This window comes from Acinetobacter sp. YH16056_T, from assembly GCF_024605895.1.
Lineage (GTDB): Bacteria > Pseudomonadota > Gammaproteobacteria > Pseudomonadales > Moraxellaceae > Acinetobacter > Acinetobacter amyesii.
This window is the reverse complement of sequence record NZ_CP094545.1, coordinates 24355-49975: the sequence shown is the minus strand read 5'-3', so window position 1 is coordinate 49975 and position 25621 is coordinate 24355. Positions and strand designations below refer to the sequence as shown.

Here is a 25621-nt window from a genome sequence, read left to right as displayed (position 1 = left end):
GTTTGAACAAAATATTTTTAAAAGAGATTAAATCTTCTAAAAAACAAGAGTATGATGTGCACAATTTATCTATTGAGTGCTCATTTTATGTCCAATTGGTTTCCCAAATGGCGCCCGTACGAAGGCAATATTGATGCACGTCCTGTAGGTACAAATGAGTACCTACCTCCGGTGCAAAGTGTTGTATTGGGGATACAACATGCCTTTGCAATGTTTGGTGCAACTGTCCTTGCGCCATTTTTGATGGGCTTTGATGCCAACCTTGCGATTTTAATGTCGGGGATCTGTACCATCCTGTTCTTCTTTATGACAGGTGGTCGTGTACCAAGTTATTTAGGCTCTAGTTTTGCCTTTATTGGTGTGGTGATCGCGGCAACCGGTTATGCAGCATCAGGTACTGGCGCGCCAAATGCCAATATCGCAATGGCGGCAGGCGGGATCATGGCCTGCGGTATCTTATATGCCATTTTTGGTTTTATCGTGATGGCAACGGGTACGCGTTGGATTGAAAAACTCATGCCACCTGTCGTTACAGGTGCGGTGGTGATGATTATTGGTCTGAACCTAGCTCCTGTGACTATTAAAGGGGTTGCAGGCAACAACTTTAATATGTGGATGGCATTAGTCACTGTACTATGTATGGGTTCGATTGCGGTGTTCACGAAGGGCTTATTACAACGCTTATTGCTGTTGGTGGGTCTGTTACTGGCATATTTGGTGTATTACATCATTTCCAATGTCATGGGTCATGGTACACCAATCAATTTCGTTCCCGTACAAGAAGCCGCTTGGTTTGGTGTTCCGCACTTCCATTCACCCGTCTTTGACTTCAATGCCATGCTCATCATTGCACCGATTGCGTTAATTTTGGTTGCAGAAAACCTTGGGCACATCAAAGCTGTGGGCGCGATGACAGGTGAAAATCTTGATCCGCACATTGGTAAAGCCTTCGTTGCAGATGGTGTTGCGACTACACTTTCAGGCGGTGTCGGCGGTCCGGGTATGACCACTTATGGCGAAAATATTGGTGTGATGGCAGTAACGCGTGTTTACTCGACCATCGTGTTTGTATTTGCGGGTGTATTCGCCATCTTCCTTGGTCTTTCTCCAAAGTTTGGTGCGATTATTCATACTATTCCGCAAGCCATTTTGACAGGTGCATCGATTGTTGTATTTGGTCTAATTACCATTGCAGGTGCGAAAATCTGGATTGAAAACAAAGTCGATTTCTCAAAAAATAAAAACCTGATGGTGGCAGCAGTCACGATTATTTTAGGTACAGGTGACTTTGCACTTCAATTTGGTAACTTCAACTTAGGTGGTATTGGTACTGCTACATTTGCAGCGTTGATTTTGAACTGGTTCTTTAGCTTGGGCGACAAATCAGAATAAGCCCCAAGACATTTAAAAAAGAATACAACATTCATTTGAAAAGCGGCCGAAAGGTCGCTTTTTTTTATAGCTACTCTTTCGGTAAGATAAGGCATTAGCCAAGGAATACACCGTATGCGACTGGATTTGTTCGACCTTCAATTGGTACTGCACATTGTAGACAGCGGCAGTCTGACCAAAGGCGCTGCTCGTTCTGCCATCTCGCTACAAGCAGCCAGTGAACGGATTAAAAAACTCGAACAGCATTACCGCACAGCCCTGTTCACTCGCCAAGCCAAAGGGGTCAAACTGACTCTTGCCGGTCAAACCTTGGTTGAACATGCACAGCGCATCTTAGGTGAGGGGCAACAATTAGAACACGCGATGCTGCCCTTTGCCCATGGGCTAAGTTCAAATATGACCTTATGGTGTAATTCATCTGCACAAAGTGAATATTTACCGGTCTTGCTACCACGTTATTTGCTAGAAAATCCCAACACACAAATTGAGCTGCATGAAGCCGAGTCTAAAGACATCATTGCAGCGATTGAACAAGGCAATGCACAACTAGGTCTAATTTCGGGTTTCTTTAAATCCGAAAAGTTACAAACACTTGAGTTTGCAGATGATCCTTTGGTACTGATTTGTCCTATAACTCATGAATTGGCCTCGACACTTAGCGTCAAACCCGCAGAGATTTTAAATTATCCCTTTGTCGGTTTGATGCAATATCATTCCTTGCAACAATCGATCGAGGCACAAGCCAAATTATTCGGCTGTGAAATTCAGTATCGGCTGCGTTTGCCGAACTTTGCCGCGATCGCCCAAGTGGTGGCGAATGGTGTGGGCATTGCCATCATGCCAAAATGTGCGGCCGGACGATTAATCAGTTTATATGCCTTTGCCCAAGTTGAGCTCAGCGGCGACTGGGCCAATCGAAAATTGCTGCTCACCGCACGTAATTTTGATGATTTACCCTTAAATTATCAGCATTTCAGTCAGTTTCTACTGTCTCAAAAATCTACTTTAGATGGCCAAGTCTAGGCTTTAAATCACGCCAAACTGGTGCAACATCATATAGCCACCAAGGGCAATCAACCCGATAAAAAACACCTTACGGAATTTTTGTTCTGGAATGCGGTAACGGATTTTTTTCCCTGCCCACATGCCAATGAGCGCAGGAACCAGTGCCATGGCTGACATGGCATAATCAATCGGGAGATCTTCCACAGGATTTTGCTGTAAGAACACCGCCAAACAAATGGTTGACGTGGTAAAGGCCAAACCGAGTGACTGTACGAGATCATCGCGTTTGAGTTGCAAACCTTGCAAATATGGCACCACCGGGATCACCACCACACCTGTGGCTACAGTCAGCGCTCCACCGAGATAACCGATAATTGGAGATAGCCATTTTTCATGTGGTGCAAAGTTTGGTAAGCTTTTCGCACAAAGCCCATACAGTCCGTATAGTGCCAACATGCCCCCCAGTAAAGCTTCACTTTTAAATTCACCATGTCCTAAAGTTGGAAAAATACTCCAAATTGAACCGACGATAATCCCAAGTAACAAGGGCCAAAAGCGTTGAATTAGTCGCAGCACCTGCCCTTCGGCAAATAATTGCCAAAAGTTGGTGACCATAGATGGAATGATTAATAACGTGGCTGCCTGAAATGGACTGATCACCATGGTGAGTAAGCCCATCGATACCGCAGGCAGGCCTAACCCAATCGTGCCTTTAATTAGACCTGCGATTGCAAAAACTGTGATGACGAACCAAATCATGGCAAAACTCGCTGAAGAATTGGTTCTATGCTATGCAATTCAGGCACTTTGAAAAATCAGTGTTTTTGGAATAGAGCCTCAATGAAAAATTGAGGCTGTGCTTGAAATCAGCTATAGACAAGGTAGTTGGATTCAATAAAAAAGGAATTACAACTTATTTATTTTAATTACTGTAATAACTACTCTTTTGCTCTTCAGCTAATTCATAAGAACTTTCGAATTGATATTTCACCGTTTCATCTTGAATTGAATCAATAAATTTTTTTATTTTATTTTTATATTCAACGTTCCCAGATTTATACATTGATAGCAAATAGCCCCACTCACCATAAATATACTGAGGGTCATTTTTTGATACTTTCCTTAATTCTTCTTTTAAAATCAATGCTAAATCGGAATAACATTTTTCATATTCATCTTTCGATCTTTTAGCATAATAGCTTAACTCACACTGAGTCACTAAAAGTTCCTGACTGAAAGAGTCATTTAACATTTTATGATTAAGATTATAAGCCTCTTCATACATGCCTGTTGCTAAGTAGATTTGCATTTCAATCTTTTGTCGTTCTTGATCATTCGTGATCTTTTTTATTTCAGACAAACTATCTTTCATTACTTTATCTGCGTTTTCTTTATCTCTCAGATTAAGTTTATTAATAGTATTTTTATAATCATTTATTATAGCTGTATCTTCTTTAGACAGCGTTGAAATTGATTCTTTTTTTTGAGCTTCTTTAACTTCATTCTGATTCAAACTAATTTTCTCAGACGAACAAGCAGTACTACCGAATATCAAAATGGTTAAGAAAATAAAAAAATGCTTCATCAAACTTTTCTCGATACAGAGTTTAAGGTTAAGACATGAGTTTTAAAGCTAAGAAATGATCCTAGACAGTATCGTGGACAACAGATCCCTCTAAATTCTTAAAATATTTCTGTTCAAAGGCTTCAGGACTTAACTTGCCAATTGCAGAATGCCTTCTGATTCGATTGTAGTAAATTTCAATATATTCAAACAAGAAAGCATTAGCTTCCCTGAGCTGCTTGACGTCTTTTTCTAAGTCTAGAATACACTGTTGTCTTGCTGGAAGTTGACGTTTGCTTGAACCAACTGGATTAGCTTAGCAAATCCAGTTATCTAAGGTTGATACCCTACACCTAATTTATGGGCGATTGAAACTACAGACTCGTGTGAGTTTGAAAGCGCATAATAATTAGCTTGTTTATATTTTTAGACTACAGCGTTTAGCTATTTTTATATCTCTAAAGTTAACCTTACTTTATCTTTAGAGGGAAAATGTGCCCATTATTTTGTCTAGGATCAAACGACTATCTATTTATTCAGGATCTAAGTAGATAATTCCCACATCAATTTTATTAAGATGGTCAAAGCCTGCCCTATCTTCGGGAACTTGATCTACATAGAGGTCAGCATATTCAATTCTTTTTGTTTGATAATTAGGGAATGAAAAAAATAAATCTCCTGTACTATTAGCATAATCTACTGGAGGTTTCTTTAAATAGTATTTTTCAGTTTTAGCAGGAATAAAGAATTTTCCATTCGCATCTAATTTAGTATCAGGATCTGAAAGAATACCATTTACGCCAATATATCCTAATTTGTTTTTTAGAGGTAACTTGGTTTTATTATCATAAACATAACCACTGAATTCAGACGTAAAAAAAACCGTTTTTTGAGTACACGAAGCCAGGGGTAAGATAATGAAAATAAATAAGAAGCCCGTAATTAATTTTTTCATTTTTTTGATATCCCTGAAAGAATTAAGAGCCCTTTAACATCTTGCTCGTTGGCAACCATCCTAGTATACCCATCAGGAATATTTACTAAGGATTCAGCTGCGTATTTCATTAAATCAATTTCACCAGAGCGCGGATATTTTGTACCTGCTTTAGGAGTTTGACTATATTCTGATGATCCATGATGTGTTACAGACTCATTAAATCCGGCATAAGCTTCAACAATTGCATGACCTGTTTCATGTGCTATTGTTTCTTTAAATTTATTATTTGATAAGTCAGTTTCATAAAAAGTCCATCCAGAATCTAATTTTAAATAGCCTGTTCTATAGGCTGTCTTTCGAGACAGAACTGAATTTGAACTTCTGAACATCAGATCATCAGGATTAACATTTGTTATGAAGGTTAATTTCATCGCCATTTTCTAATAATGATCCGATAAGTGCTGCGGCTCTGCCATCAACATTTAGAAGAAATCCTGCGCCGGAGATAATTTTTGCTGTCGAACCATCTAAATATATAGCTTCATCACCGACCAAAGCTAAAGAGATCCCGTTGACCTTATAAGCATGATTAGATGCTCGAACTAACCCACCTTTTTTTGTTTTTGAACCATTAAAAGCTGCATAATATTTGGTATGCGGCTTATGATTCCAATAGAGTTGTTCTGCTTGATGAATCTTTTGAATATCGTCTTGAGAAAGTTTTTTTAGCTGTTCTTCTAACAGTTCATGTAAAAAAGTAGGGCTAGTCATGCTAGATCCAATTATTGTAATTAGAAGTAGAATAACAAATAAAAAAAGGGGCTGTACTAGATTAGCACTATGTTAATCGATGAAAATGAAGCTAACTAACTGTAAATTAAATAAGAAAACTCAATTAAAACTACTAGAGTTTTTCGTGCTAGGAGTGACTGCAAGAGCTGCTGCTGATTTATTAAAAATTCATCATAATTCAGCAGCACTTTTCTTTACTAAGATTCGTAAAATTATTTCTTATCATTTAGAGGTTGAAGCCTTTGACATATTCGATGGTGAGATTGAATTAGATGAAAGCTATTTCGGCGGAACCCGTAAAGGGAAACGAGGACGTGGAGCTGCTGACAAAGTTATCGTATTTGGTCTATTGAAGCGAAATGGTAAGGTTTATACTGTTGTTGTTCCTGATACTAAGTCTGGTACTTTAATGCCTGTAATTTCTAAGAAAATCACACCAGATAGCATTGTTTATACAGATCAATGGCGTAGCTACAATGCTTTGGATGTTGCAGGTTTTTGTCACCATAGAGTTAACCATTCAACTCATTTCGCAAATGGGAAAAATCATATCAATGGAATTGAAAATTTTTGGAATCAAGCGAAAAGAATATTGAGAAAATATAATGGTATTCCTAAAGAATCTTTTCGCTTGTTTCTAAAGGAATGTGAGTTTAGATTTAATTATGGCAGTCCAAGTCAACAGTTAAAAACTTTGCGAGTTTGGACTGGAATTTAAACCTTATCTAGTACAGCCCCTAAAAAAATTAATAAAATTTCAAAATGTAAATCAAATCATAATCTTTTCAGTTGGTGATATTAAAAAAGAACATTAATAAATTTGATCTAATCTCAAAAACTAAAAATTACGGTCGAATCTCTTTCAACTCACGTTGAATAAAATGCTGAATCATATCGCGGTATAAACGTTCCACAATATCTGCATTTACACCGTGCTCTGTGGCTTGTAGACGAATTTTACTAATCACCGCTTCGACACGTTCTGGTGATTGAACATCCTGTACTGAACGCTTAAAACGCACCGCTTGATCGACATAAAACTGACGTGCAGCAATGAGCTCAATAATCCCCTGATCAATCACATCAATCTGTGCACGGGCTTGCTCTAATGACTCAACTTTTACTTTCTTCATCTTCTCTGGCTTCACTTTCAGCGGTGTTTTCACTTTTATACTTCTCTTCTAACACATTACTGAAAATACTTTCAATCATCCATACGCGGTATAAGCTATTAAATACATAGCTTTGACCTGCAATACGTAATTCTAAAACAGGAAAATCAGGCTGTGACTTCATCTCACAGTGCATATCATTTTCTTTTAATTTTTCAGCAATATCGTTAGTAGTCAGTTCAGAAATCTCTAACTCATACTGTAAAGCCTGAAAATGTGCTTTAAAAGATAAATCACGCCCTTTGGTCCATACGGCTTCCAATATGCGATACATCACATCAATACGCTGCTCTTCGGGAGCACTGTAGTAAAGCTGTGACATAGCTAAAGTCGCAGCTTCTGTAGGCCGGCAAAATGGCGTGAACTTAACTTCTGTCCGTTTAGACAGACGAGTTGCCAAACTCCAGTCAAACAAATCTCGACCGTGATACGACAATGGATACACATTCAGCTGAATATTATAATAGTCCGCCAATTCCTCACGAATATAAGCCAATAATAACCATGATATCGGATCTTCCATCGCGATGTAGAGATCAAGCTCAGGATCGAGTCCCTGAATTTCATTCAACTCTTCTGCATCACTGATCAGGTGCTCACGCCATTCAATATGATTGATCATAAAGATCGGGTTATCTGTCAGGAGTTTTTGTTGTTTTAAACGGCGCGTTAAACGCAGTAAATCATCTACAGCATGGTACTTACGTTCGCCAAATTCAAAATACCCCGTCAAAATTGGTAAGTCGGAAAAGATCCGTTCTGGAAAATCTTGCGCTTTATGATGACGGCTGGCCATCGCGTACAGTGTTCTCAGCTTGCCATACTGCTTTTGCCAAAGCATGTGGAACACATCTTCAAGTAAATAAAGAAAATCTTGGCCGCGTAATGGAGTATTTTTTAGAATAATTTCGGCTTGTTCTAAAGCTTCAGCGGTCGGTTGTTCAGGTGCTTCATGAAAACTAAAACGATGCTGCCGCGCTAAAATTTGAGCATCATTCAGACAATATTGTTGCCATTCTATCGATGACATTTGATTAGGAGGTTCTGCACTCTGACGACAAATAATCACTTTTAGTGGTTTAATTTCATCACTGAGAATTTCTTCTAATTGAGGCAGTTGCTGCGCAGCCAAATAGCTATAGACATCATCCAGTCGAAGATAAACACTCAGACCTTGTTCCGTGGGTAACACCGCTTGTCGGGTCGGTTTCTGATAAAACCAACTCGATCGGATTGGATCGAACCAACGGCGTAACAGTGACATGCGTTTTTGCCTCAAAATGATGAATTGTGCCGAGCACTGCCAGCACATGCTTAAAATTCAACTTCTATTATGAAGCTGTTTTAAATGAGATATAAGCCTTGTGCAAAACTTATATCAATTCAGGGCTGAATGTTCAATGTTTAACAATGGATTAGACGTCTAGATTTAGGTCAGTCACCGCACCTTTTTCTGCACCAGAGGTCAGCTTGGCAAATTTTGCCAAAGCGCCGTGGGTATAGTTTGGTTTCGGTTTGATCCAGGCCGCGCGACGTGCAGCAATTTCTTCCTCAGCCACATGCCAAGTCATTTCACGAGTTTCAGCGTTAATTGAAATTTTATCGCCGTTTTTGACCAAGCCGATTGGGCCACCTTCATAAGCTTCTGGTGTCACATGCCCAATCACAAAACCATGACTGCCGCCAGAGAAACGTCCATCAGTCAACAGCGCCACAGATTGGCCTAAGCCCTTACCAATAATTGCAGAAGTCGGTTTTAACATTTCCGGCATACCCGGCCCGCCTTTCGGTCCGACACCGCGGATCACTACCACTTCGCCTTCTTGTACTTCACCATCTAAAATACCGCGCATGGCGCCCTGCTCGCCCTCAAATACCCGCGCGGGCCCTTCAAAATATAGTCCTTCTTTACCGGTAATTTTAGCCACGGCACCTGTCGGTGACAGATTGCCTTTCAGTACCACCAAGTGCGAATCCTTTTTAATTGGCACATCAAACGGCAAAATAATTTGCTGTCCTTCAGGATAATCCTCTACATCGGCTAAGTTTTCCGCCAAAGTTTTGCCCGTAACGGTGAGGCAAGAACCGTCGAGCATGCCGGCATCCAGCATGCGTTTCATGAGCGGCTGAATGCCGCCAATGGCAATCAGTTCCGACATTAAATATTTACCCGATGGGCGCACATCGGCCACCACAGGAATATCTTTGCCAATACGCACAAAATCATCCAAAGACAGTTCCACGCCTGCGGTATGCGCCATGGCAATCAAATGCAGTACGCCATTGGTTGAACCGCCTAAAGCAATCAGCACTTTAATCGAGTTTTCAAAAGCGGCTTTGGTCATAATGTCGCGCGGCTTAATATCGAGACGCAGCAGGTTCATCACGGCTTCACCTGCGCGTTGGCAATCTTCAATTTTATCTGCTGAAACTGCTTCCTGCGCCGATGAACCTGGCAAGCTCATGCCTAAGGCTTCAATCGCTGAAGCCATCGAATTGGCCGTATACATACCGCCGCACGAACCCGGCCCCGGCAGCGCGACTTCTTCAATCTGCTTCACTTGAATTTCATTGATTTCGCCTTTGGCGTGCTGACCGACTGCTTCAAATACCGAAATCATATCGGTATGCCCTGCTCCGGGTTTGATGGTGCCACCATAAATAAACAGGCTCGGACGGTTTAATCGCGCCAAACCCATGATACAGCCTGGCATATTCTTGTCGCAGCCGCCTATGGCAATTACGCCATCATAGGCCTGACAGCCCAACACAGCTTCAATGGAATCGGCAATGATTTCCCGCGATAGCAATGAATACTTCATGCCTTCTGTACCGTTGGAAATGCCGTCAGAAATGGTGATGGTATTGAAAATAATGCCTTTCCCGCCTGCAGCATTCACCCCACTTTCAGCTTCACGCGCCAAGCCATCAATATGCATATTACACGGCGTGACATTGGCCCAAGTCGAAGCAATACCAATAAATGGGCGTTTAAAGTCTGCATCTTGGAAGCCCGTGGCACGCATCATGGAACGTGCAGGCGCATTCTCTATGCCTTCATAAACAGGAGCAGAATGTTCGCGGATATTATTTTTACTCATTGTTGTTCCTTGGCGATGGCTGATTTTGGCTTCAGCTTTGGCGGGTTCTTTTAAATTTATTGTATAGAAAGCGCTCGGCATGTAAAAGAAATTACATCTCAACAAAAAAGATTTTTAGCGCATGCAATACCATTCAATCACATGACAAAGCGACATGGATGTCGCTGTTTTCCTGTATGGCAGGGATGCCATATCAGGAGAACAAAAGATTTTTGTTACTTTTGATCTTTCAAAAGTAAGGGATTGCCTACACAAAGCCATATAAATTATAGCTACTATTCGAGGCTGTCTTTTTTAGAATTTTAATGACATCAACTAATTATTAAATTTTATTTAGTTGCTTCAAGAAACATTATTTTTAATCAGATTAATAAATCTATAACTTAGAATTATTGTCCCATTATTTCATTTAAAAGCTGATTACAGCGGAGTCTTATCCTATAAAAGCTAATTTTCGGAGCACGTATGCTACTTTTGTTTTGGCAAAAGTAACCAAAACCATTTGTCATCCGCAAAACTCGGCAACTGTTTGCAACTAAAAAAATGATCGCAGAAACATTCACTTTTAAATTACCGTTTGCCTCAGACAGTTGCGGATGACATTTCCTCGTATCCAATGCAAGTTATGTAGATGTAAATTAAAAAAGCACCCCATGTGGAGTGCTTTTTAATTAAACATCTAAAGTTTAGATTTCACGTACTGCGCCTTTCGCCGCACTCGTGGTATGCATTGCATACGCTTTCAATGCTTTCGAAATTTTGCGTGGACGCTCTTCAACTGGATGCCAACCTTTGGCTTCTTGCGCTGCACGGCGAGCGGCCATGGTTGCTTCATCAACAGCAAGGTTGATGGTACGGTTTGGAATATCAATTTCGATTAAATCGCCATCTTCCACCAAACCAATTGCACCACCTTCTGCTGCTTCAGGTGAAACGTGACCAATAGACAGGCCTGACGAACCGCCCGAGAAACGACCGTCAGTCAATAATGCACATTCTTTGCCTAGACCTTTCGATTTTAAGTAGCTGGTTGGGTACAACATTTCTTGCATACCCGGACCACCACGTGGGCCTTCATAGCGAATCACAACCACATCACCGGCTTTGATTTCATTGCCCAAGATCGCCTCTACTGCTGAATCTTGGCTTTCAAACACACGTGCAGTACCGTTGAATTTCAAGATTGAATCATCTACACCCGCAGTTTTTACGATACAACCATCGAGCGCAATGTTGCCGTAAAGCACAGCTAAGCCACCGTCTTTCGAGAACGCATGTTCAGCATTACGGATCACGCCATTTTCACGGTCACCATCTAGTCGTTGGTAATATCGATCTTGTGAGAATGCGGTTTGCGTTGGTACACCGCCCGGCGCTGAACGGAAGAATTGGTAAACGTCTTCATTTTCAGTACGGATAATGTCCCATTTATCTAAAGCATCTTTTAAGCTTGCTTCGTGAACAGTACCTACAGATGTGTCCAATAAGCCTGCACGGTCTAATTCACCGAGAATGGACATGATACCGCCAGCACGGTGTACATCTTCCATATGTACGTCGTTTTTCGCAGGTGCAACTTTACATAGAACAGGCACTTTGCGAGATAAACGGTCAATGTCATCCATCGTGAAATCAACACCCGCTTCATTGGCAGCCGCCAACAAGTGTAGAACGGTATTGGTTGAACCACCCATCGCGATGTCTAAAGTCATGGCATTTTCATACGAGGCTTTGGTCACCATTTCACGTGGCAATACGCTGTAATCATCTTGTTCATAATGACGTTTAGCCAATTCAACAATTAAAGAGCCTGCGCGTTCGAATAATTTTTTACGGTTTGCATGTGTTGCCAGTGTAGAACCGTTACCCGGTAAAGACAGGCCCAATGCTTCTGTTAAGCAGTTCATTGAGTTTGCGGTGAACATACCTGAGCATGAACCACAAGTTGGGCATGCAGAGCGTTCGTATTCTGCTACTTCTTCATCAGTATAGTTGTCATCTGCAGCCACAATCATGGCATCAATCAAGTCGATCGCTTTATCATTGCCGCGGATTTTGACTTTACCCGCTTCCATTGGACCACCAGATACAAATACCACTGGAATGTTCAAGCGCATTGCTGCCATCAACATCCCCGGAGTGATTTTGTCACAGTTGGAAATACACACCATGGCATCGGCACAGTGCGCGCTCACCATGTATTCTACTGAGTCTGCAATCAAGTCACGTGAAGGCAATGAATACAACATGCCATCATGACCCATCGCAATACCGTCATCGACAGCAATGGTATTGAACTCTTTAGCTACACCGCCTGCTTGCTCAATTTGACGCGCCACGAGTTGACCAAGGTCTTTAAGATGAACGTGACCCGGTACAAATTGAGTAAATGAGTTCACGACGGCAATAATTGGTTTACCGAAGTCTTCATCTTTCATACCAGTTGCGCGCCATAAGCCGCGCGCACCCGCCATATTTCTTCCGTGTGTCGATGTTTTTGAACGATAGTCAGGCATTTTATATTTCCAACAAAGTTTGAGCTTGAAATGAATCCTACAGATTCACTCTGGCTAAATCATACTGACAATGATGTAAAATCAGTCGAATTTTAAACCTATCATACACCAAGCCATTGTTTTTAAAGATGGCTTTTTAAGCTGAGATTTGGGCAGATGGGTCTATCAATAAAAACGAGTGATTTGACGACAAAAATCTTTTAACTGAAATCTACTATACCGCCATCAATGGCTGCACAATACAAAACTTTCATGAATAATTTTTAAATTTTATATAAATATAATTTATTTAAAAATTGCAAATTTGCGATTTTGGGTTATGAAATCATTGAGCTTGGACAGCTTCAAAGTTGCAAAAATCAATTTCTAATGTTCTAAATTACGCATTAATCATTTGCTATAATCCACATATTCAACACAGATTCGGTTCATTCATTTTGAAAATCATCTTTGCCGGTACGCCAGAATTTGCCGCAACAGCACTAGCTGCATTGCTCAACACACAACATGAAATTGTTGCGGTATACACTCAACCTGACCGCAAAGCTGGACGTGGACAAAAACTCACAGCTTCTGCCGTAAAGCAATTGGCTTTAGAGCACCATCTTCCTGTTTACCAACCCCTTCATTTCAAATCATCGACTGAAGAAGGTTTAGCCGCACAAGCGGAATTAAAGGCCTTAAATGCCGATGTTATGGTGGTTGCAGCCTATGGTTTGATCTTGCCGCAAGTCGTGCTAGATACCCCGAAATATGGTTGCCTGAATATTCATGGTTCATTGCTGCCACGTTGGCGCGGTGCAGCACCGATTCAACGTGCCATCGCAACAGGTGATATTGAAACAGGTGTCACCATTATGAAAATGGCAGCCGGACTAGATACTGGCGACATGATGTATAAAACCATCTGCCCGATTGAAGCAACGGATACCTCTGCAACTTTGCATGACAAACTTGCAGAGCAAGGTGCAACTGCAATTGCTGCCGTTTTAGACACTGAACAAACATTGCAGCAATATTTAGACAGCCGTGAAGTTCAAGACGAAGCATTAACAGTTTATGCACATAAGCTATCAAAAGCTGAAGCAAAAATTGATTGGTCCATCGATGCCGTACAAATCGATCGCAACATCCGTGCCTTTAATCCGTGGCCGGTAGCATTTATTCAGTTAGATGAACAAAACAATTTACGCGTTTGGCATTCTGAACTTTCTGCTGCGTCTGCACCGAATGCTCAAGCAGGTGAAATCATTGCCATCGATAAAAAAGGCATACACGTTGCCTGTGCCAATGGCAGCGTGATTATTTTGACTTCTTTGCAATGGCCGGGTGCTAAACCACTCAACCCTGTACAAATTTTACAAACCCAAAAATTGACTATTGGACAAATTTTATAATGAAGCAATCTCCCAACGCCTCGACCCGAGACCTTAATTTACGTGCTCAGGTAGTGAAGACGTTATTGGCTGTCCAAAATGGTCAATCGCTGCAATCGGTACTCGCGCAGCAAATGAATATCGTGTCAGATAAAGACCGTGCGTTATTCCATGAATTGGTGCTTGGTTGTTTACGTCAATGGTACGCATTGAAACAACTGACTTTACCATTACTGTCTAAACCTGTAGATAACCAAGTGGTTGAAACCTGTTTATACCTTGGTTTGTATCAATTGTTGTGTACCCGTGTCGCGGCTCACGCTGCAATTTCTGAAACGGTGGAAGCTGCAAAACAATTGGGTATGGGAAGTCTAAGTGGCCTCATCAACGCAATTTTGCGCCGTGCAACACGTGAAACAGAACAGTTCTACGACGTACTTGAACAAGCCACCAATTTACCAAGTTGGTTAACCAAACGTCTGAAAAAAGACTGGGGTGAACAATTTGACGAGCTCAGCTATGAGCTTAAACAAATTGCGCCACTGACTTTACGTGTCAATACACGCCAAGTGAGCCGTGATGAATACCTTGATATTCTGGAAGATGAAGGCATCGATGCACATCGTTGTGAACTCTCTAATGTCGGTATTGTGATGGATGAAAGTCTACATATTCCAAGTTTGCCGGGCTTTGAAGCAGGTGGTTTTTCGGTACAGGATGAACATGCTCAGCTGTGTGCAACACTCTTACCAAATCTCGATGGTAAATTTGTGATTGATGCTTGTGCTGCGCCCGGTGGTAAAACTGCACACATTTTAGAGACCTTCCAACCGAAGAAACTCATCGCACTCGACCAAGATGAAAAGCGCCTGAAACGTGTAGTTGAAAACCTTGATCGTTTGGTTCTCGATGGTAAACATGTCGAAATCCAAACTGCCGATGCCATCACTTACACTGTTCCTGAGCTTGCTGATTGTATCGTGCTCGATGCGCCATGTACTGCTGTCGGTGTAATGCGTCGTCATCCTGACATTCGTTTACTACGTCAATCGGGCGACATTGCGAAAACAGTAGTATTACAAAAGCAAATTTTGGAAAACATGTGGAAGCAACTTAAAGTTGGCGGTACGCTGCTTTACATCACTTGCTCGATTTTAAAAGCTGAAAATGAACAGCAAATGGTTGAGTTCTTTGCCAATCATGCCGATGCCCAAGAAATTAAAATTGAAGCAGATTGGGGAGTTGAACAAATCCATGGTCGTCAACTTTTCCCGAAAGTAGGTTATGGCGATGGCTTCTATTATTGCCGTATAGTAAAAACGGCCTAAATCAATAAACACCTTTTTAGATGTAAACAATCATAAAAAATGCCCGATGATTTCATCGGGCATTTTTTTCGTCATTCTAAATTTAATCTTCAGCTTCGTCAGGATTTTTCACCAAATGAATCGTCGCTAAAAGTAAACCACCCCATAGCAAAACAATTGATAAAATCATCATGATCATTGCAGATGTATTCATATTAATTCTCCTCTGGACCTTTGTCTTTACACAAGCTTAATAGAACAGAACCCAATACAAAGAAGGCCAATACCGAACCACCCACCAACCAAAGTGTCGTTGCAGGATAACCGCCATAACCTTCAGTTGCGACAGCCTTAATCGTCAATACAAGTGCAACCAATAATGAAATTGGGGTGATCACGGTCAATAAGAAATTCCAACCTTGACCCAACTTGATACTTGAGTATTGATTTGCATGCTCTTGTAATTGTTTCATCAATGGACGATGGAACCACGACACCAAAATAATAGAGAGTAAACCACCACCCACGATCCCAATGTTATTGGCAAAGTAGTCAATGATATCAACAAAAGTAATGGCACTTTGTGTAGAGAATAAAAGTGTAGATACGATTGCTGAACCGCCCGCAACAATCGTTACAGCTTTATTTTTTGACCAACCCAATTTGTCTTGAAACGCTGCAATTGGCACTTGCAAGATACTCACCATAGAGGTAATCCCTGCAACCACCAACGAAGCAAAGAACAAGAAGCCAAACAAATCACCGCCTGCCCCCATACTCGAAATGATTTTCGGGAAGGCAATAAAGGCTAAACCAATACCACCAGATACTACTTCTTTTACAGGTACACCTGAACTTTGTGCCATGAAACCAAGTGCTGCAAAGACGCCAATACCCGCTAAGATTTCAAATGATGAGTTGGCTAATGCAACGACTACACCTGAACCGGTTAAGTTGGTTTTTGCTTTTAAGTAAGACGCATAGGTCAACATGATCCCGAAACCAATCGATAACGAGAAGAAGATATGACCAAAGGCTGCTAACCATACTTTATAGTCGGTCATCGCTTCCCAGTTTGGCGTAAAGAATGCATTTAAGCCTTCTGCCGCACCCGGTAGACGCAATGCTTGAATGACTAAAATGCTAAATAACACGATCAATAACGGCATAAAAATTTTATTGGCAAGTTCTACACCACGACGTACACCGCCATAGAGAATGAACATCACCACAGCCCAAACAATGACTAAACCAACAAATAAAGTCGGAACAAAACCAAATGTTAAGCCATCACCATTTTGTAGATAGGTTTTAAAGAAAAAGCTTTCCGTATCTGAGCCCCATTGTTGTCCAATGGCGTAATACATGTAACTACCGGCCCATGACAATACGCTGGCATAGTAGATCCCGATGATGAGTGTCACCATCACTTGCCACCAGCCTAATGCCTCACTGTTCATAAGTTTTTTATATGCAGTAGGCGGTGCTTTTCGGAATTTATGCCCCACTGCATAATCTAAGAATAATAAAGGCAAACCCGCTGCAAAAATTGCAATTAAATAGGGAATTAAAAATGCACCGCCACCATTTTCATATGCTACGTAAGGGAAACGCCAAATGTTTCCCAAACCTACAGCGGAACCAATAGCGGCAATGATAAATCCTGATCGTGCCGACCAGTTTTCACGATTATCTGACATAGAACACCTAAACCTCAGGCATCTTTAACTGCTGCTTGTTATGGTTATATCGCGAGCAAAAAAAGAACCATAAAAATAAAATTCTGGGTGTTTGATCTGGTGAGATACCTTGTGAGCGTCTATACCAAATTGCAAACAGAAAAATCACATGCGCATTTTGGTTAAAAACACCACAAATAACTTTCCCTTTGTATGAATTAACAATACTCACTTTTTTTAAGTTTTTCTGTAATTTCTACGGCAAATATTCCATTTTTATAATGTGTTTAGGCTTAAATGTTCATTTAATCAGCTTATTTTTCATACAATTTAAGTTATCAATAATATAACTTTTAGGAATATCTTATTTCCAATTAAATTTTTAAAGTTATTTCACTCGATAATGTCCGGTAATTTGATAGGCATGTAAAATATCTTCTTCCTGTGTGCCCTCTCCAATATTATGGATGATGAGCGGAACATCGCTAGCTTTCACTTTACGATCTGAAACCACGCCGATATGCACTAAACCACGTCCTAAGTCCCAAGTGACAATATCTCCTGCCAAATACTGCTTATCTTTGACAACATAACCCTGACGTTGCATCCATGTTTGAATATTGGGAACACGCCGATGATCAATATTTTTATCGGTTCCTTTTAAGCCCCATTTTTGTGGATACTGCTTAAAATTGGCTTTCATATCTTCATGAATGGTTTGTTGTAAATCAATCCCTTGCTGTCGTAATGCACGAATTACCACGTCGGTACAAACACCCTTGATTAAAGGGACATCTCCCATTGGATAACGCAGTGCAGTATACGCAGGATCATAATATAAGGTTTTCCCAATTTGACTGCGTGCATCCGTCACCATTTGAGTGGCGTTAAAGGCAAAGACAGCCATATTCACGGTCATCAAACTGACCAATAATAAAATTCGTTTCATTTTTCTTATTCACTTTAGATTTTTTGAAATGATTCAAAAACTGGGCTTCGAACAGATCCATACTGAACCAAGCCCAAGTTTAAACTGCTACAGTTTTATCGCCAATACGCGTTCTTCTTGCATATCTCGAATGGCAGACTGAATCCCTTCACGACCTAAGCCAGAATCTTTTACGCCACCATATGGCATGTTATCAACACGGAAAGATGGAATGTCATTAATAATCACTCCACCGACCTCTAAGTGATTCCACGCATACAACATTTTATTCAAATTTTGCGTATAGATGCCCGCCTGTAAACCAAAACGGCTGCTATTAATTTTGGCGATACCTTTTTCAAAGTTTTTGTATTTCTCTAAAATCGCTACAGGGCCAAAGATTTCATCTTTATACACTTCTAGCGATTCATCGACATTTTCTAATAAAATTGGATCGAGCAAAGCCCCCTGATGTTCACCACGAACCAAAGCTTTAGCTCCTTTTTTGACTGCTTTATCGACCCATTTATGCACGCGTGTTGCTTCTGCTTCCTTAATCATTGGACCGACCATGGTGCTTTCCAACTGTGGATCATCCGCTTTAAGCTGCTTCATTCTCGCCACGAGTTTTTTCTTCACATCGGCATAGATATCGGCATGCACCAAGATGCGTTGAACACTAATACACACCTGCCCTGCATGGTTATACGCCCCACCGACTAAGCGTTCAATAAATGCCGCTGAAATTTCAGTATCAGGCTCAACCAATACAGCAGCGTTGCCACCGAGTTCCAAAGTCACTTTTTTACGCCCCGCACGCGCTTTCATATCCCAGCCGACAACATCGGAACCGGTAAAGCTGAGCAGTTTAAATCGGTCATCTGTTACCAAGACATCTGCATGTTCACGTGGACAAGGTAAAACTGAAAAAGCACCTTTAGGTAAATCCGTTTCTGCCAAAACTTCCGCAATTTTTAAAGCTGAAATAGGCGTCAAACTTGCAGGCTTCAAAACAAATGGACAGCCTGCGGCAATGGCAGGTGCAATTTTATGCGCAGTCAGATTGATCGGAAAATTAAACGGGCTGATCAAGGATACAGGGCCTATCGGCACATGTTTGACCATGCCTTGATAGCCAGATGCCGCTGCAGTAACCGCCAATGGGATCATGCGACCATCATCCATCTGTGTGACAGCATCGGCAGCAATTTGAAAGGTATTAATTAAACGTTCAACTTCAGCAGCTGCGGCTTTACACGGTTTTCCACCTTCCGCAATTAAAATTTCAGTCAATTCTGCACGCATTTCATTAAAACGTTTAACACAGTGCAGTAAAATTTTTTGTTTTTGAAAAGGTTCCAATGCCGCCATTGCAGCACTAGATTTGACCGCTGAATCAATGGCTTTTTCAATGGTTGCAGCATCTGCGAGCGCAACGCGTGCATATACGTCTTGGGTATATTTTTGATTCACTTCTAACCACTGATCGGTAGTCGCTGCTTTACCTGCAACATAGAGCGGATAATCTTTTATATCTTGTACGGCTTTGGACATGACGATATTTCCATGATCTTGAGACATTATTGATAAATGTGAATAAATCTATGCCTCTATCATGCGCTGACTGAGCACAGAGTTCACTATATTTAAGTAACAAAATGAACCACAAGCGTCAAACTCAGCTACCTAAATGCCTTGAATATTAACCCCTATTTTCAGATCTCTGCTTGCACTGAAAAACGTATGATCGAGTCTCTATATAACGATGAAATTAAATTAGAAGAGCTGTTTAAAAATATTAAATCTCATTATTTATCAATTTTTTAATAAATCATTCAACCTAAATTCAATGATAAAATTTATGAGTACAACATAAAAAAGCCCATCAAATAACGGGCTTTTTTAAATCTAAATTTTAACTATACGAACGCTGTGTTTTGACTGTAGCCTTATTCACATTTTCTAGAGCGGCAACCTCTTCATCCGTTTGCGCTTTGCGAATAAAGAACACTGCAATCGCTGCGATGACTACTGGAATTCCTACGGCCATAAAGTTAATTTGATGTGGCAATTCTTGTGATAATAAATAGCCGATCAGAATAGGGCCAACAATCGCACCTGTACGACCGACTGCAGATGCCCATCCAATACCTGTCGAACGTACAGACAACGGATAGTACTGTGCAACATAGCTATACAGCAAGATTTGCGAACCAATTGCCGATGCACCTGCGACAGCAACCAAAAGATAGATCACAGGCTGTGGTGAATTAAAGCCGAGTAAAGATAGTGCCACAGCACCTGCAAGACATAATGTAATGATCACCGGTTTTAAGTGGAATTTGTCCGCTAAAATACCGCCGCCAATCGTACCAATTACGGCACCAATATTCATCGCCAATAGGAAGGTCAAACTGCTACCTAATGAATAACCTGCGGCCATCATTAGTTTTGGTAACCAACTGCCTAATGCATAAAGCGTTAATAGACACATAAAGAAACACAGCCAAAACAACATCGTACTTACGCCACGACCTTGCTTATACAACGCTTTAACAGATGTTCCACCCGGAACCGCAACTTCAGTCAGTTCCAGTTGAGTATTTGCAGTCACGGTTTGTTCAGGTGCAATGGTTTGAATCATACGACGTGCTTCATCATGACGATTCACCTTCACCAAAAATGTGAGCGATTCAGGTAAAAATTTCCAAGCAAATGGCAACAGTAACAGTGGAATACCCGCAATGAAGAACATGATTTGCCAGCCATAATCCGCAGTAAACCATGAACCAAAGAGAGCCGCCATGATGCCACCCATTGCATAACCACTGAACATAGTGGTCACTAAAGTACTGCGTAGATGCTTAGGTGCATATTCAGATGTCAATGCCACAAGGTTCGGTAATACCCCACCAATGCCAAGTCCAGCAATAAAACGTAACGCGCCAAATTCCGTTGGATTTGATGCAAAACCGCCTAAAAATGTGAATGTACTGAATAAAAATACACAAATCATGATAACTTTTTTACGGCCAATCCTATCAGCCAAAGTACCAAACATCATGGCACCAAACATCATCCCTGCAAGTGCTGTACTCGCTAGCATACCTGCCTGAACAGCTGTTAATCCCCAATCTTTCATCAATAAAGGCAGCGCAACACCATTGATCGCTAAGTCGTAACCATCAAATAAAATAAGAATTAGACACCACATCATGATGCTAAAATGCGATTTTGTGAACTTAGCGTTATCGACAACGCTATTCACATTCATTGTGCTTGTAGACATTGAACCTCACCTCCAATTGTGAGTTTTATTTTTCGCTACAATGCCGTTTTTGACTGTAAATTGTCCAAAATTACAAAGGTATAGACCCATACCTTTCAGATATATCCATGTTGTTTGGGAATAAAATGTCATAAAAACTCGGATATTTTTGAAATATTTATACATAAAAAAGTCGATGGACTGCGGGTCTAGTTTTTATAATGATTAATTATCAATGTGTTATTAGAAGCTAAATCACAATCAGACGATAGATTATTTGATATGAAAATTGTCAGAATAAAACTCAAATTTTATAGAAAAAAATCGCAACTCTACGATCTAAGTCGTAGATTTCTAAATCATAAGTCATCAGACATCACTTAAGTCGATAGTTAGACATTTAAACTGTTGTTTTAGCTGACTTACATTCAGATTTTCCGGCATTTTAAGCTGAGAATTACTTTAATTGATGATTTTTGAATGCGTTGATTGTCTAATAATCATCCATGTTTAAATAATTCAAGCCTCAATCTAACAATATTTTTATCATTTCCCTATTTTATCCTGCTGCTTTTCTTATTATTTTTTTCCCTTTTTTCTCCACGCATAAAAAAAACCCCCAACGTTTAAGTTGGGGGTGTTTCGAATAATGAGCTGGCGATGACTTACTCTCACATGGGTAACCCCACACTACCATCAGCGCTAAGAGGTTTCACTTCTGAGTTCGGGAAGGGATCAGGTGGTTCACTCTTGCTATGGTCGCCAGCACAACTGTTATGACTTTGCATTTGGTCTTATCTTTTCAGTGCCGTTGCTTGGTCAAATGAGTTATTAACAGGTATATCTGAGTTAAACTTGCGCTTCGGTTAAAGCAGTGCTTTAACTTCTCGCTCATATTCAATTTTACTAAGCTTTTCAACTAAATCAAGTTGCTTTGATTATAAGTGAATCAATTGATGCTTTACATACAACTGTTTGGGTGTTGTATAGTCAAGCCTCACGAGCAATTAGTATTGGTCAGCTTCATGCGTCACCGCACTTCCACATCCAACCTATCAACGTCGTAGTCTTCAACGGCTCTTTAGTGGACATAAAGTCCAAGGGAAATCTTATCTTGAGGTAGGCTTCCCGCTTAGATGCTTTCAGCGGTTATCCCTTCCGAACATAGCTACCCGGCGATGCGACTGGCGTCACAACCGGTACACCAGAGGTTCGTCCACTCTGGTCCTCTCGTACTAGGAGCAGATCCTCTCAAATTTCCAGCGCCCACGGTAGATAGGGACCGAACTGTCTCACGACGTTCTAAACCCAGCTCGCGTACCTCTTTAAATGGCGAACAGCCATACCCTTGGGACCTGCTTCAGCCCCAGGATGAGATGAGCCGACATCGAGGTGCCAAACACCGCCGTCGATATGAACTCTTGGGCGGTATCAGCCTGTTATCCCCAGAGTACCTTTTATCCGTTGAGCGATGGCCCTTCCATACAGAACCACCGGATCACTAAGACCTACTTTCGTACCTGCTCGACTTGTGGGTCTCGCAGTTAAGCGCGCTTTTGCCTTTATACTCTACGCGTGATTTCCGACCACGCTGAGCGCACCTTCGTACTCCTCCGTTACTCTTTAGGAGGAGACCGCCCCAGTCAAACTACCCACCAGACATGGTCCTCGTCCCGGATAACGGGACAGAGTTAGAACCTCAATATTACCAGGGTGGTATTTCAAGATTGGCTCCACCGAAACTAGCGTCTCGGTTTCAAAGCCTCCCACCTATCCTACACAAGTAAGATCAAAGTTCAATGTCAAGCTGCAGTAAAGGTTCACGGGGTCTTTCCGTCTAGCCGCGGGTACACCGCATCTTCACGGCGAATTCGATTTCACTGAGCCTCTGCTGGAGACAGCGCCCCCATCATTATGCCATTCGTGCAGGTCGGAACTTACCCGACAAGGAATTTCGCTACCTTAGGACCGTTATAGTTACGGCCGCCGTTTACTGGGGCTTCGATCAAGAGCTTCGCTTACGCTAACCCCATCAATTAACCTTCCAGCACCGGGCAGGCATCACACCCTATACGTCCACTTTCGTGTTTGCAGAGTGCTATGTTTTTAATAAACAGTTGCAGGGGCCTGGTTTCTGTGGCTGCTCTCAGCTCAGGAAGCAAGTTCCATCACCAAAAGCAGCGTACCTTCTCCCGAAGTTACGGTACCATTTTGCCTAGTTCCTTCAGCAGAGTTCTCTCAAGCGCTTTGGTCTACTCGACCTGACCACCTGTGTCGGTTTCGGGTACGATTCCAGTGTAACTGAAGCTTAGAGACTTTTCCTGGAAGTATGGTATCAGCCACTTCACTGTACAAGTACAGCTTGCTGTCAGATCTCAGCATAGAGTACCCCGGATTTGCCTAAGATACATGCCTACTTCCTTTCACCTGGACAACCAACGCCAGGCTGACTTAACCTTCTCCGTCCTCTCATCGCATTACACTGAAGTATTGGAATATTAACCAATTTCCCATCGACTACGCCTCTCGGCCTCGCCTTAGGGGTCGACTCACCCAGCCCCGATTAACGTTGGACTGGAACCCTTGGTCTTTCAGCGAACGGGTTTTTCACCCGTTTTGTCGTTACTCACGTCAGCATTCGCACTTCTGATACCTCCAGCAGACTTCTCAATCCACCTTCATCGGCTTACAGAACGCTCCCCTACCACTTACACTAATGTGTAAATCCGCAGCTTCGGCATATAGTTTTAGCCCCGTTACATCTTCCGCGCAGGCCGACTCGACTAGTGAGCTATTACGCTTTCTTTAAAGGGTGGCTGCTTCTAAGCCAACCTCCTAGCTGTCTATGCCTTCCCACATCGTTTCCCACTTAACTATAATTTTGGGGCCTTAGCTGGCGGTCTGGATTGTTTTCCTCTTGACTACGGACGTTAGCACCCGCAGTCTGTCTCCCGGATAGTACTCATTGGTATTCGGAGTTTGCATCGGTTTGGTAAGTCGGGATGACCCCCTAGCCGAAACAGTGCTCTACCCCCAATGGTATTCGTCCGAGGCGCTACCTAAATAGCTTTCGGGGAGAACCAGCTATCACCGAGTTTGATTAGCCTTTCACCCCTATCCACAAGTCATCCCCTGGCTTTTCAACGACAGTGGGTTCGGTCCTCCAGTTAGTGTTACCCAACCTTCAACCTGCTCATGGATAGATCACCCGGTTTCGGGTCTACACCCAGCAACTAAACGCCCTATTAAGACTCGATTTCTCTACGGCTCCCCTAATCGGTTAACCTTGCTACTGAATGTAAGTCGCTGACCCATTATACAAAAGGTACGCAGTCACCAAACAAGTTGGCTCCCACTGCTTGTATGCATGCGGTTTCAGGATCTATTTCACTCCCCTCACAGGGGTTCTTTTCGCCTTTCCCTCACGGTACTGGTTCACTATCGGTCAGTCAGGAGTATTTAGCCTTGGAGGATGGTCCCCCCATATTCAGACAAGGTTTCACGTGCCTCGCCCTACTCGACATCATTATCTAAGCCCTTTCGCGTACAGGACTATCACCTACTATGGTCGCACTTCCCAGAGCGTTCCACTAAAGCTTAGATAACTTAATGGGCTTTTCCCCGTTCGCTCGCCGCTACTGAGGGAATCTCAATTGATTTCTTTTCCTAAGGGTACTGAGATGTTTCACTTCCCCTCGTTCGCCTCATAAACCTATGTATTCAGTTTATGATACCCGCCTTATAGCGGGTGGGTTTCCCCATTCAGAAATCTCCGGATCACAGGATATTTGCCGCCTCCCCGGAGCTTATCGCAGGCTATTACGTCTTTCATCGCCTCTGACTGCCAAGGCATCCACCACATGCACTTAATTACTTGACTATACAACCCCAAACAGTCGCTAATACATACAAGTTGTATTTCGCGTCGCAAACTTAATTGCCACAGTTAGAGTCTCGTGAACTTAATCACTGTACAGCTTCAATTAGATTCATATACCAAAACGCTTGATTCAGTTAATTTCGCTAGTAACTCATTTCATTCAACTTTCACAATTGCTTGTTAGGTTAAATCAAACGAGTATGAACAAATTATTTCAACTCAAATATATTCTGTTAATGATTTTTCCAGCCTTCGTCAGGTCAGGAAACTGTGATAAATCACAGAGCTTAATAACAATGGAGCGAATCATACGCCACTTTGTTGCTAAGCTCTATAACCTAAACACTTGATCGCTTAAGGACTAAACAACTTCAACACTGCATGATCACATACTGCGCGAAGCGTAGCTTCTTGCTTAAATTTCAAGGAAAAACGTTGTTTTTCTTATCTTGAAATTTGGTGGAGACTAGGAGAGTCGAACTCCTGACCTCCTGCGTGCAAAGCAGGCGCTCTACCAACTAAGCTAAGTCCCCAGCTTATCAATAAGTCAATGTGTCTGATTTTCTGTTTGCTTCCGTATTTTATTCAAATACTTCGTTAGTCAGAATGGTGGGTCTGACAAGACTTGAACTTGTGACCCCACGCTTATCAAGCGTGTGCTCTAACCAACTGAGCTACAGACCCTCAGATACATCGTCATGAAG

At 41.8% G+C, this 25621-nt stretch carries 19 protein-coding genes, 2 tRNA genes, 2 rRNA genes and 1 pseudogene; 5 read left to right on the top strand and 19 right to left on the bottom strand.

Annotation, left to right across the window (positions count from 1 at the left end; all coding sequences use genetic code 11):
• The first annotated feature begins 87 nt into the window (after positions 1–87).
• Entirely contained in the window at positions 88–1392 is a 1305-nt protein-coding gene (locus MST17_RS00225; protein ID WP_078191643.1) for a solute carrier family 23 protein, read from the top strand.
• A 114-nt stretch (positions 1393–1506) separates the two neighbouring features.
• On the top strand, positions 1507–2415 hold the full coding sequence (locus MST17_RS00220) for a LysR family transcriptional regulator (RefSeq protein WP_180026218.1): 909 nt from the start codon (positions 1507–1509) through the stop codon (positions 2413–2415).
• A 3-nt stretch (positions 2416–2418) separates the two neighbouring features.
• Here the strand turns inward: MST17_RS00220 and MST17_RS00215 are convergent, their stop codons facing one another.
• The 6 genes and pseudogenes from MST17_RS00215 to MST17_RS00185 form a co-directional block, all read right to left on the bottom strand.
• Entirely contained in the window at positions 2419–3156 is a 738-nt protein-coding gene (locus MST17_RS00215; protein WP_180026219.1) for a sulfite exporter TauE/SafE family protein, read from the bottom strand.
• Between the two features lie 163 nt (positions 3157–3319).
• Positions 3320–3982 (bottom strand): hypothetical protein, encoded by a 663-nt coding sequence (locus MST17_RS00210; RefSeq protein ID WP_180026220.1) that lies wholly within the window; start codon positions 3980–3982, stop codon positions 3320–3322.
• Between the two features lie 61 nt (positions 3983–4043).
• A pseudogene (locus MST17_RS00205) lies at positions 4044–4193 on the bottom strand (IS3 family transposase); the annotation flags it as partial.
• Positions 4194–4493: 300 nt separating this feature from the next.
• On the bottom strand, positions 4494–4916 hold the full coding sequence (locus MST17_RS00195) for a hypothetical protein (RefSeq protein WP_180026222.1): 423 nt from the start codon (positions 4914–4916) through the stop codon (positions 4494–4496).
• Positions 4913–5329, bottom strand: a complete 417-nt coding sequence (locus tag MST17_RS00190) for a hypothetical protein (protein ID WP_257224506.1) — start codon at positions 5327–5329, stop codon at positions 4913–4915. The genes MST17_RS00195 and MST17_RS00190 overlap by 4 nt, the downstream gene beginning before the upstream one ends.
• On the bottom strand, positions 5301–5669 hold the full coding sequence (locus MST17_RS00185) for a PAAR domain-containing protein (RefSeq protein WP_180026223.1): 369 nt from the start codon (positions 5667–5669) through the stop codon (positions 5301–5303). Before MST17_RS00185 ends, MST17_RS00190 begins: the two co-directional genes overlap by 29 nt.
• Before the next feature lie 85 nt (positions 5670–5754).
• Here MST17_RS00185 and MST17_RS00180 point away from each other — a divergent pair, with 85 nt between their 5' ends.
• Positions 5755–6408: an IS1595 family transposase gene (locus MST17_RS00180; RefSeq protein WP_180026237.1), complete on the top strand. Its 654-nt coding sequence runs from the start codon at positions 5755–5757 to the stop codon at positions 6406–6408.
• 127 nt (positions 6409–6535) lie between these two features.
• Here the strand turns inward: MST17_RS00180 and MST17_RS00175 are convergent, their stop codons facing one another.
• The 4 genes from MST17_RS00175 to ilvD (MST17_RS00160) form a co-directional block, all read right to left on the bottom strand.
• Positions 6536–6823, bottom strand: coding sequence for a chorismate mutase (locus MST17_RS00175; protein ID WP_180026224.1), 288 nt, complete (start codon positions 6821–6823; stop codon positions 6536–6538).
• Positions 6804–8126: a hypothetical protein gene (locus tag MST17_RS00170; protein WP_180026225.1), complete on the bottom strand. Its 1323-nt coding sequence runs from the start codon at positions 8124–8126 to the stop codon at positions 6804–6806. Before MST17_RS00170 ends, MST17_RS00175 begins: the two co-directional genes overlap by 20 nt.
• A 151-nt stretch (positions 8127–8277) precedes the next feature.
• A complete protein-coding gene (gene ilvD / locus MST17_RS00165; RefSeq protein ID WP_180026226.1) occupies positions 8278–9963 on the bottom strand; it encodes a dihydroxy-acid dehydratase in 1686 nt (561 codons plus the stop codon).
• A 686-nt stretch (positions 9964–10649) separates the two neighbouring features.
• The gene (ilvD, locus tag MST17_RS00160; RefSeq protein WP_111885144.1) at positions 10650–12479 is read right to left on the bottom strand and encodes a dihydroxy-acid dehydratase; all 1830 of its coding nucleotides are present in this window, start codon (positions 12477–12479) and stop codon (positions 10650–10652) included.
• A 437-nt stretch (positions 12480–12916) separates the two neighbouring features.
• Between ilvD (MST17_RS00160) and fmt the strand changes: the two genes are divergently transcribed.
• Complete coding sequence (fmt, locus tag MST17_RS00155; protein WP_180005357.1) at positions 12917–13876, top strand: methionyl-tRNA formyltransferase; 960 nt, start codon at positions 12917–12919, stop codon at positions 13874–13876.
• A complete protein-coding gene (rsmB, locus tag MST17_RS00150) occupies positions 13876–15183 on the top strand; it encodes a 16S rRNA (cytosine(967)-C(5))-methyltransferase RsmB (RefSeq protein ID WP_180026227.1) in 1308 nt (435 codons plus the stop codon). The genes fmt and rsmB overlap by 1 nt, the downstream gene beginning before the upstream one ends.
• Positions 15184–15265: 82 nt before the next feature.
• On the opposite strand, the gene MST17_RS00145 is transcribed toward rsmB, so the two are convergent.
• From MST17_RS00145 to MST17_RS00105, 9 genes are all read right to left on the bottom strand, one after another.
• Positions 15266–15376, bottom strand: coding sequence for a methionine/alanine import family NSS transporter small subunit (locus MST17_RS00145; RefSeq protein ID WP_180005359.1), 111 nt, complete (start codon positions 15374–15376; stop codon positions 15266–15268).
• A 1-nt stretch (position 15377) separates the two neighbouring features.
• A complete protein-coding gene (locus tag MST17_RS00140; RefSeq protein WP_180026228.1) occupies positions 15378–16862 on the bottom strand; it encodes a sodium-dependent transporter in 1485 nt (494 codons plus the stop codon).
• 367 nt (positions 16863–17229) lie between these two features.
• Positions 17230–17760, bottom strand: a complete 531-nt coding sequence (locus MST17_RS00135; protein WP_373685453.1) for a DUF1287 domain-containing protein — start codon at positions 17758–17760, stop codon at positions 17230–17232.
• A 117-nt stretch (positions 17761–17877) separates the two neighbouring features.
• Positions 17878–19323, bottom strand: coding sequence for an aldehyde dehydrogenase family protein (locus tag MST17_RS00130; protein ID WP_180022914.1), 1446 nt, complete (start codon positions 19321–19323; stop codon positions 17878–17880).
• Positions 19324–19684: 361 nt separating this feature from the next.
• Positions 19685–21058, bottom strand: coding sequence for an MFS transporter (locus tag MST17_RS00125; protein WP_180026230.1), 1374 nt, complete (start codon positions 21056–21058; stop codon positions 19685–19687).
• A gap of 631 nt (positions 21059–21689) precedes the next feature.
• Positions 21690–21804, bottom strand: a 5S ribosomal RNA gene (gene rrf / locus MST17_RS00120).
• Between the two features lie 219 nt (positions 21805–22023).
• A 23S ribosomal RNA gene (locus tag MST17_RS00115) occupies positions 22024–24917 on the bottom strand.
• A 457-nt stretch (positions 24918–25374) separates the two neighbouring features.
• Positions 25375–25450 (bottom strand) — tRNA-Ala (locus MST17_RS00110).
• A 74-nt stretch (positions 25451–25524) separates the two neighbouring features.
• Positions 25525–25601 (bottom strand) — tRNA-Ile (locus tag MST17_RS00105).
• Between the last annotated feature and the right edge of the window lie 20 nt (positions 25602–25621).

What these genes read in the sequence shown, in the direction of transcription:
- MST17_RS00185 (WP_180026223.1), bottom strand. Translation starts at nt 5,669, where the DNA reads ATGACTAGCCCTACTTTTTTACATGAACTGTTAGAAGAACAGCTAAAA.
- MST17_RS00220 (WP_180026218.1), top strand. Translation starts at nt 1,507, where the DNA reads ATGCGACTGGATTTGTTCGACCTTCAATTGGTACTGCACATTGTAGAC.
- ilvD (WP_180026226.1), bottom strand. Translation starts at nt 9,963, where the DNA reads ATGAGTAAAAATAATATCCGCGAACATTCTGCTCCTGTTTATGAAGGC.
- MST17_RS00130 (WP_180022914.1), bottom strand. Translation starts at nt 19,323, where the DNA reads ATGTCCAAAGCCGTACAAGATATAAAAGATTATCCGCTCTATGTTGCA.
- MST17_RS00140 (WP_180026228.1), bottom strand. Translation starts at nt 16,862, where the DNA reads ATGTCAGATAATCGTGAAAACTGGTCGGCACGATCAGGATTTATCATT.
- MST17_RS00170 (WP_180026225.1), bottom strand. Translation starts at nt 8,126, where the DNA reads ATGTCACTGTTACGCCGTTGGTTCGATCCAATCCGATCGAGTTGGTTT.
- MST17_RS00210 (WP_180026220.1), bottom strand. Translation starts at nt 3,982, where the DNA reads ATGAAGCATTTTTTTATTTTCTTAACCATTTTGATATTCGGTAGTACT.
- MST17_RS00195 (WP_180026222.1), bottom strand. Translation starts at nt 4,916, where the DNA reads ATGAAAAAATTAATTACGGGCTTCTTATTTATTTTCATTATCTTACCC.
- rsmB (WP_180026227.1), top strand. Translation starts at nt 13,876, where the DNA reads ATGAAGCAATCTCCCAACGCCTCGACCCGAGACCTTAATTTACGTGCT.
- MST17_RS00190 (WP_257224506.1), bottom strand. Translation starts at nt 5,329, where the DNA reads ATGAAATTAACCTTCATAACAAATGTTAATCCTGATGATCTGATGTTC.
- MST17_RS00180 (WP_180026237.1), top strand. Translation starts at nt 5,755, where the DNA reads ATGAAGCTAACTAACTGTAAATTAAATAAGAAAACTCAATTAAAACTA.
- MST17_RS00145 (WP_180005359.1), bottom strand. Translation starts at nt 15,376, where the DNA reads ATGAATACATCTGCAATGATCATGATGATTTTATCAATTGTTTTGCTA.
- MST17_RS00225 (WP_078191643.1), top strand. Translation starts at nt 88, where the DNA reads ATGTCCAATTGGTTTCCCAAATGGCGCCCGTACGAAGGCAATATTGAT.
- ilvD (WP_111885144.1), bottom strand. Translation starts at nt 12,479, where the DNA reads ATGCCTGACTATCGTTCAAAAACATCGACACACGGAAGAAATATGGCG.
- MST17_RS00125 (WP_180026230.1), bottom strand. Translation starts at nt 21,058, where the DNA reads ATGTCTACAAGCACAATGAATGTGAATAGCGTTGTCGATAACGCTAAG.
- MST17_RS00175 (WP_180026224.1), bottom strand. Translation starts at nt 6,823, where the DNA reads ATGAAGAAAGTAAAAGTTGAGTCATTAGAGCAAGCCCGTGCACAGATT.
- MST17_RS00215 (WP_180026219.1), bottom strand. Translation starts at nt 3,156, where the DNA reads ATGATTTGGTTCGTCATCACAGTTTTTGCAATCGCAGGTCTAATTAAA.
- MST17_RS00135 (WP_373685453.1), bottom strand. Translation starts at nt 17,760, where the DNA reads ATGACCGTGAATATGGCTGTCTTTGCCTTTAACGCCACTCAAATGGTG.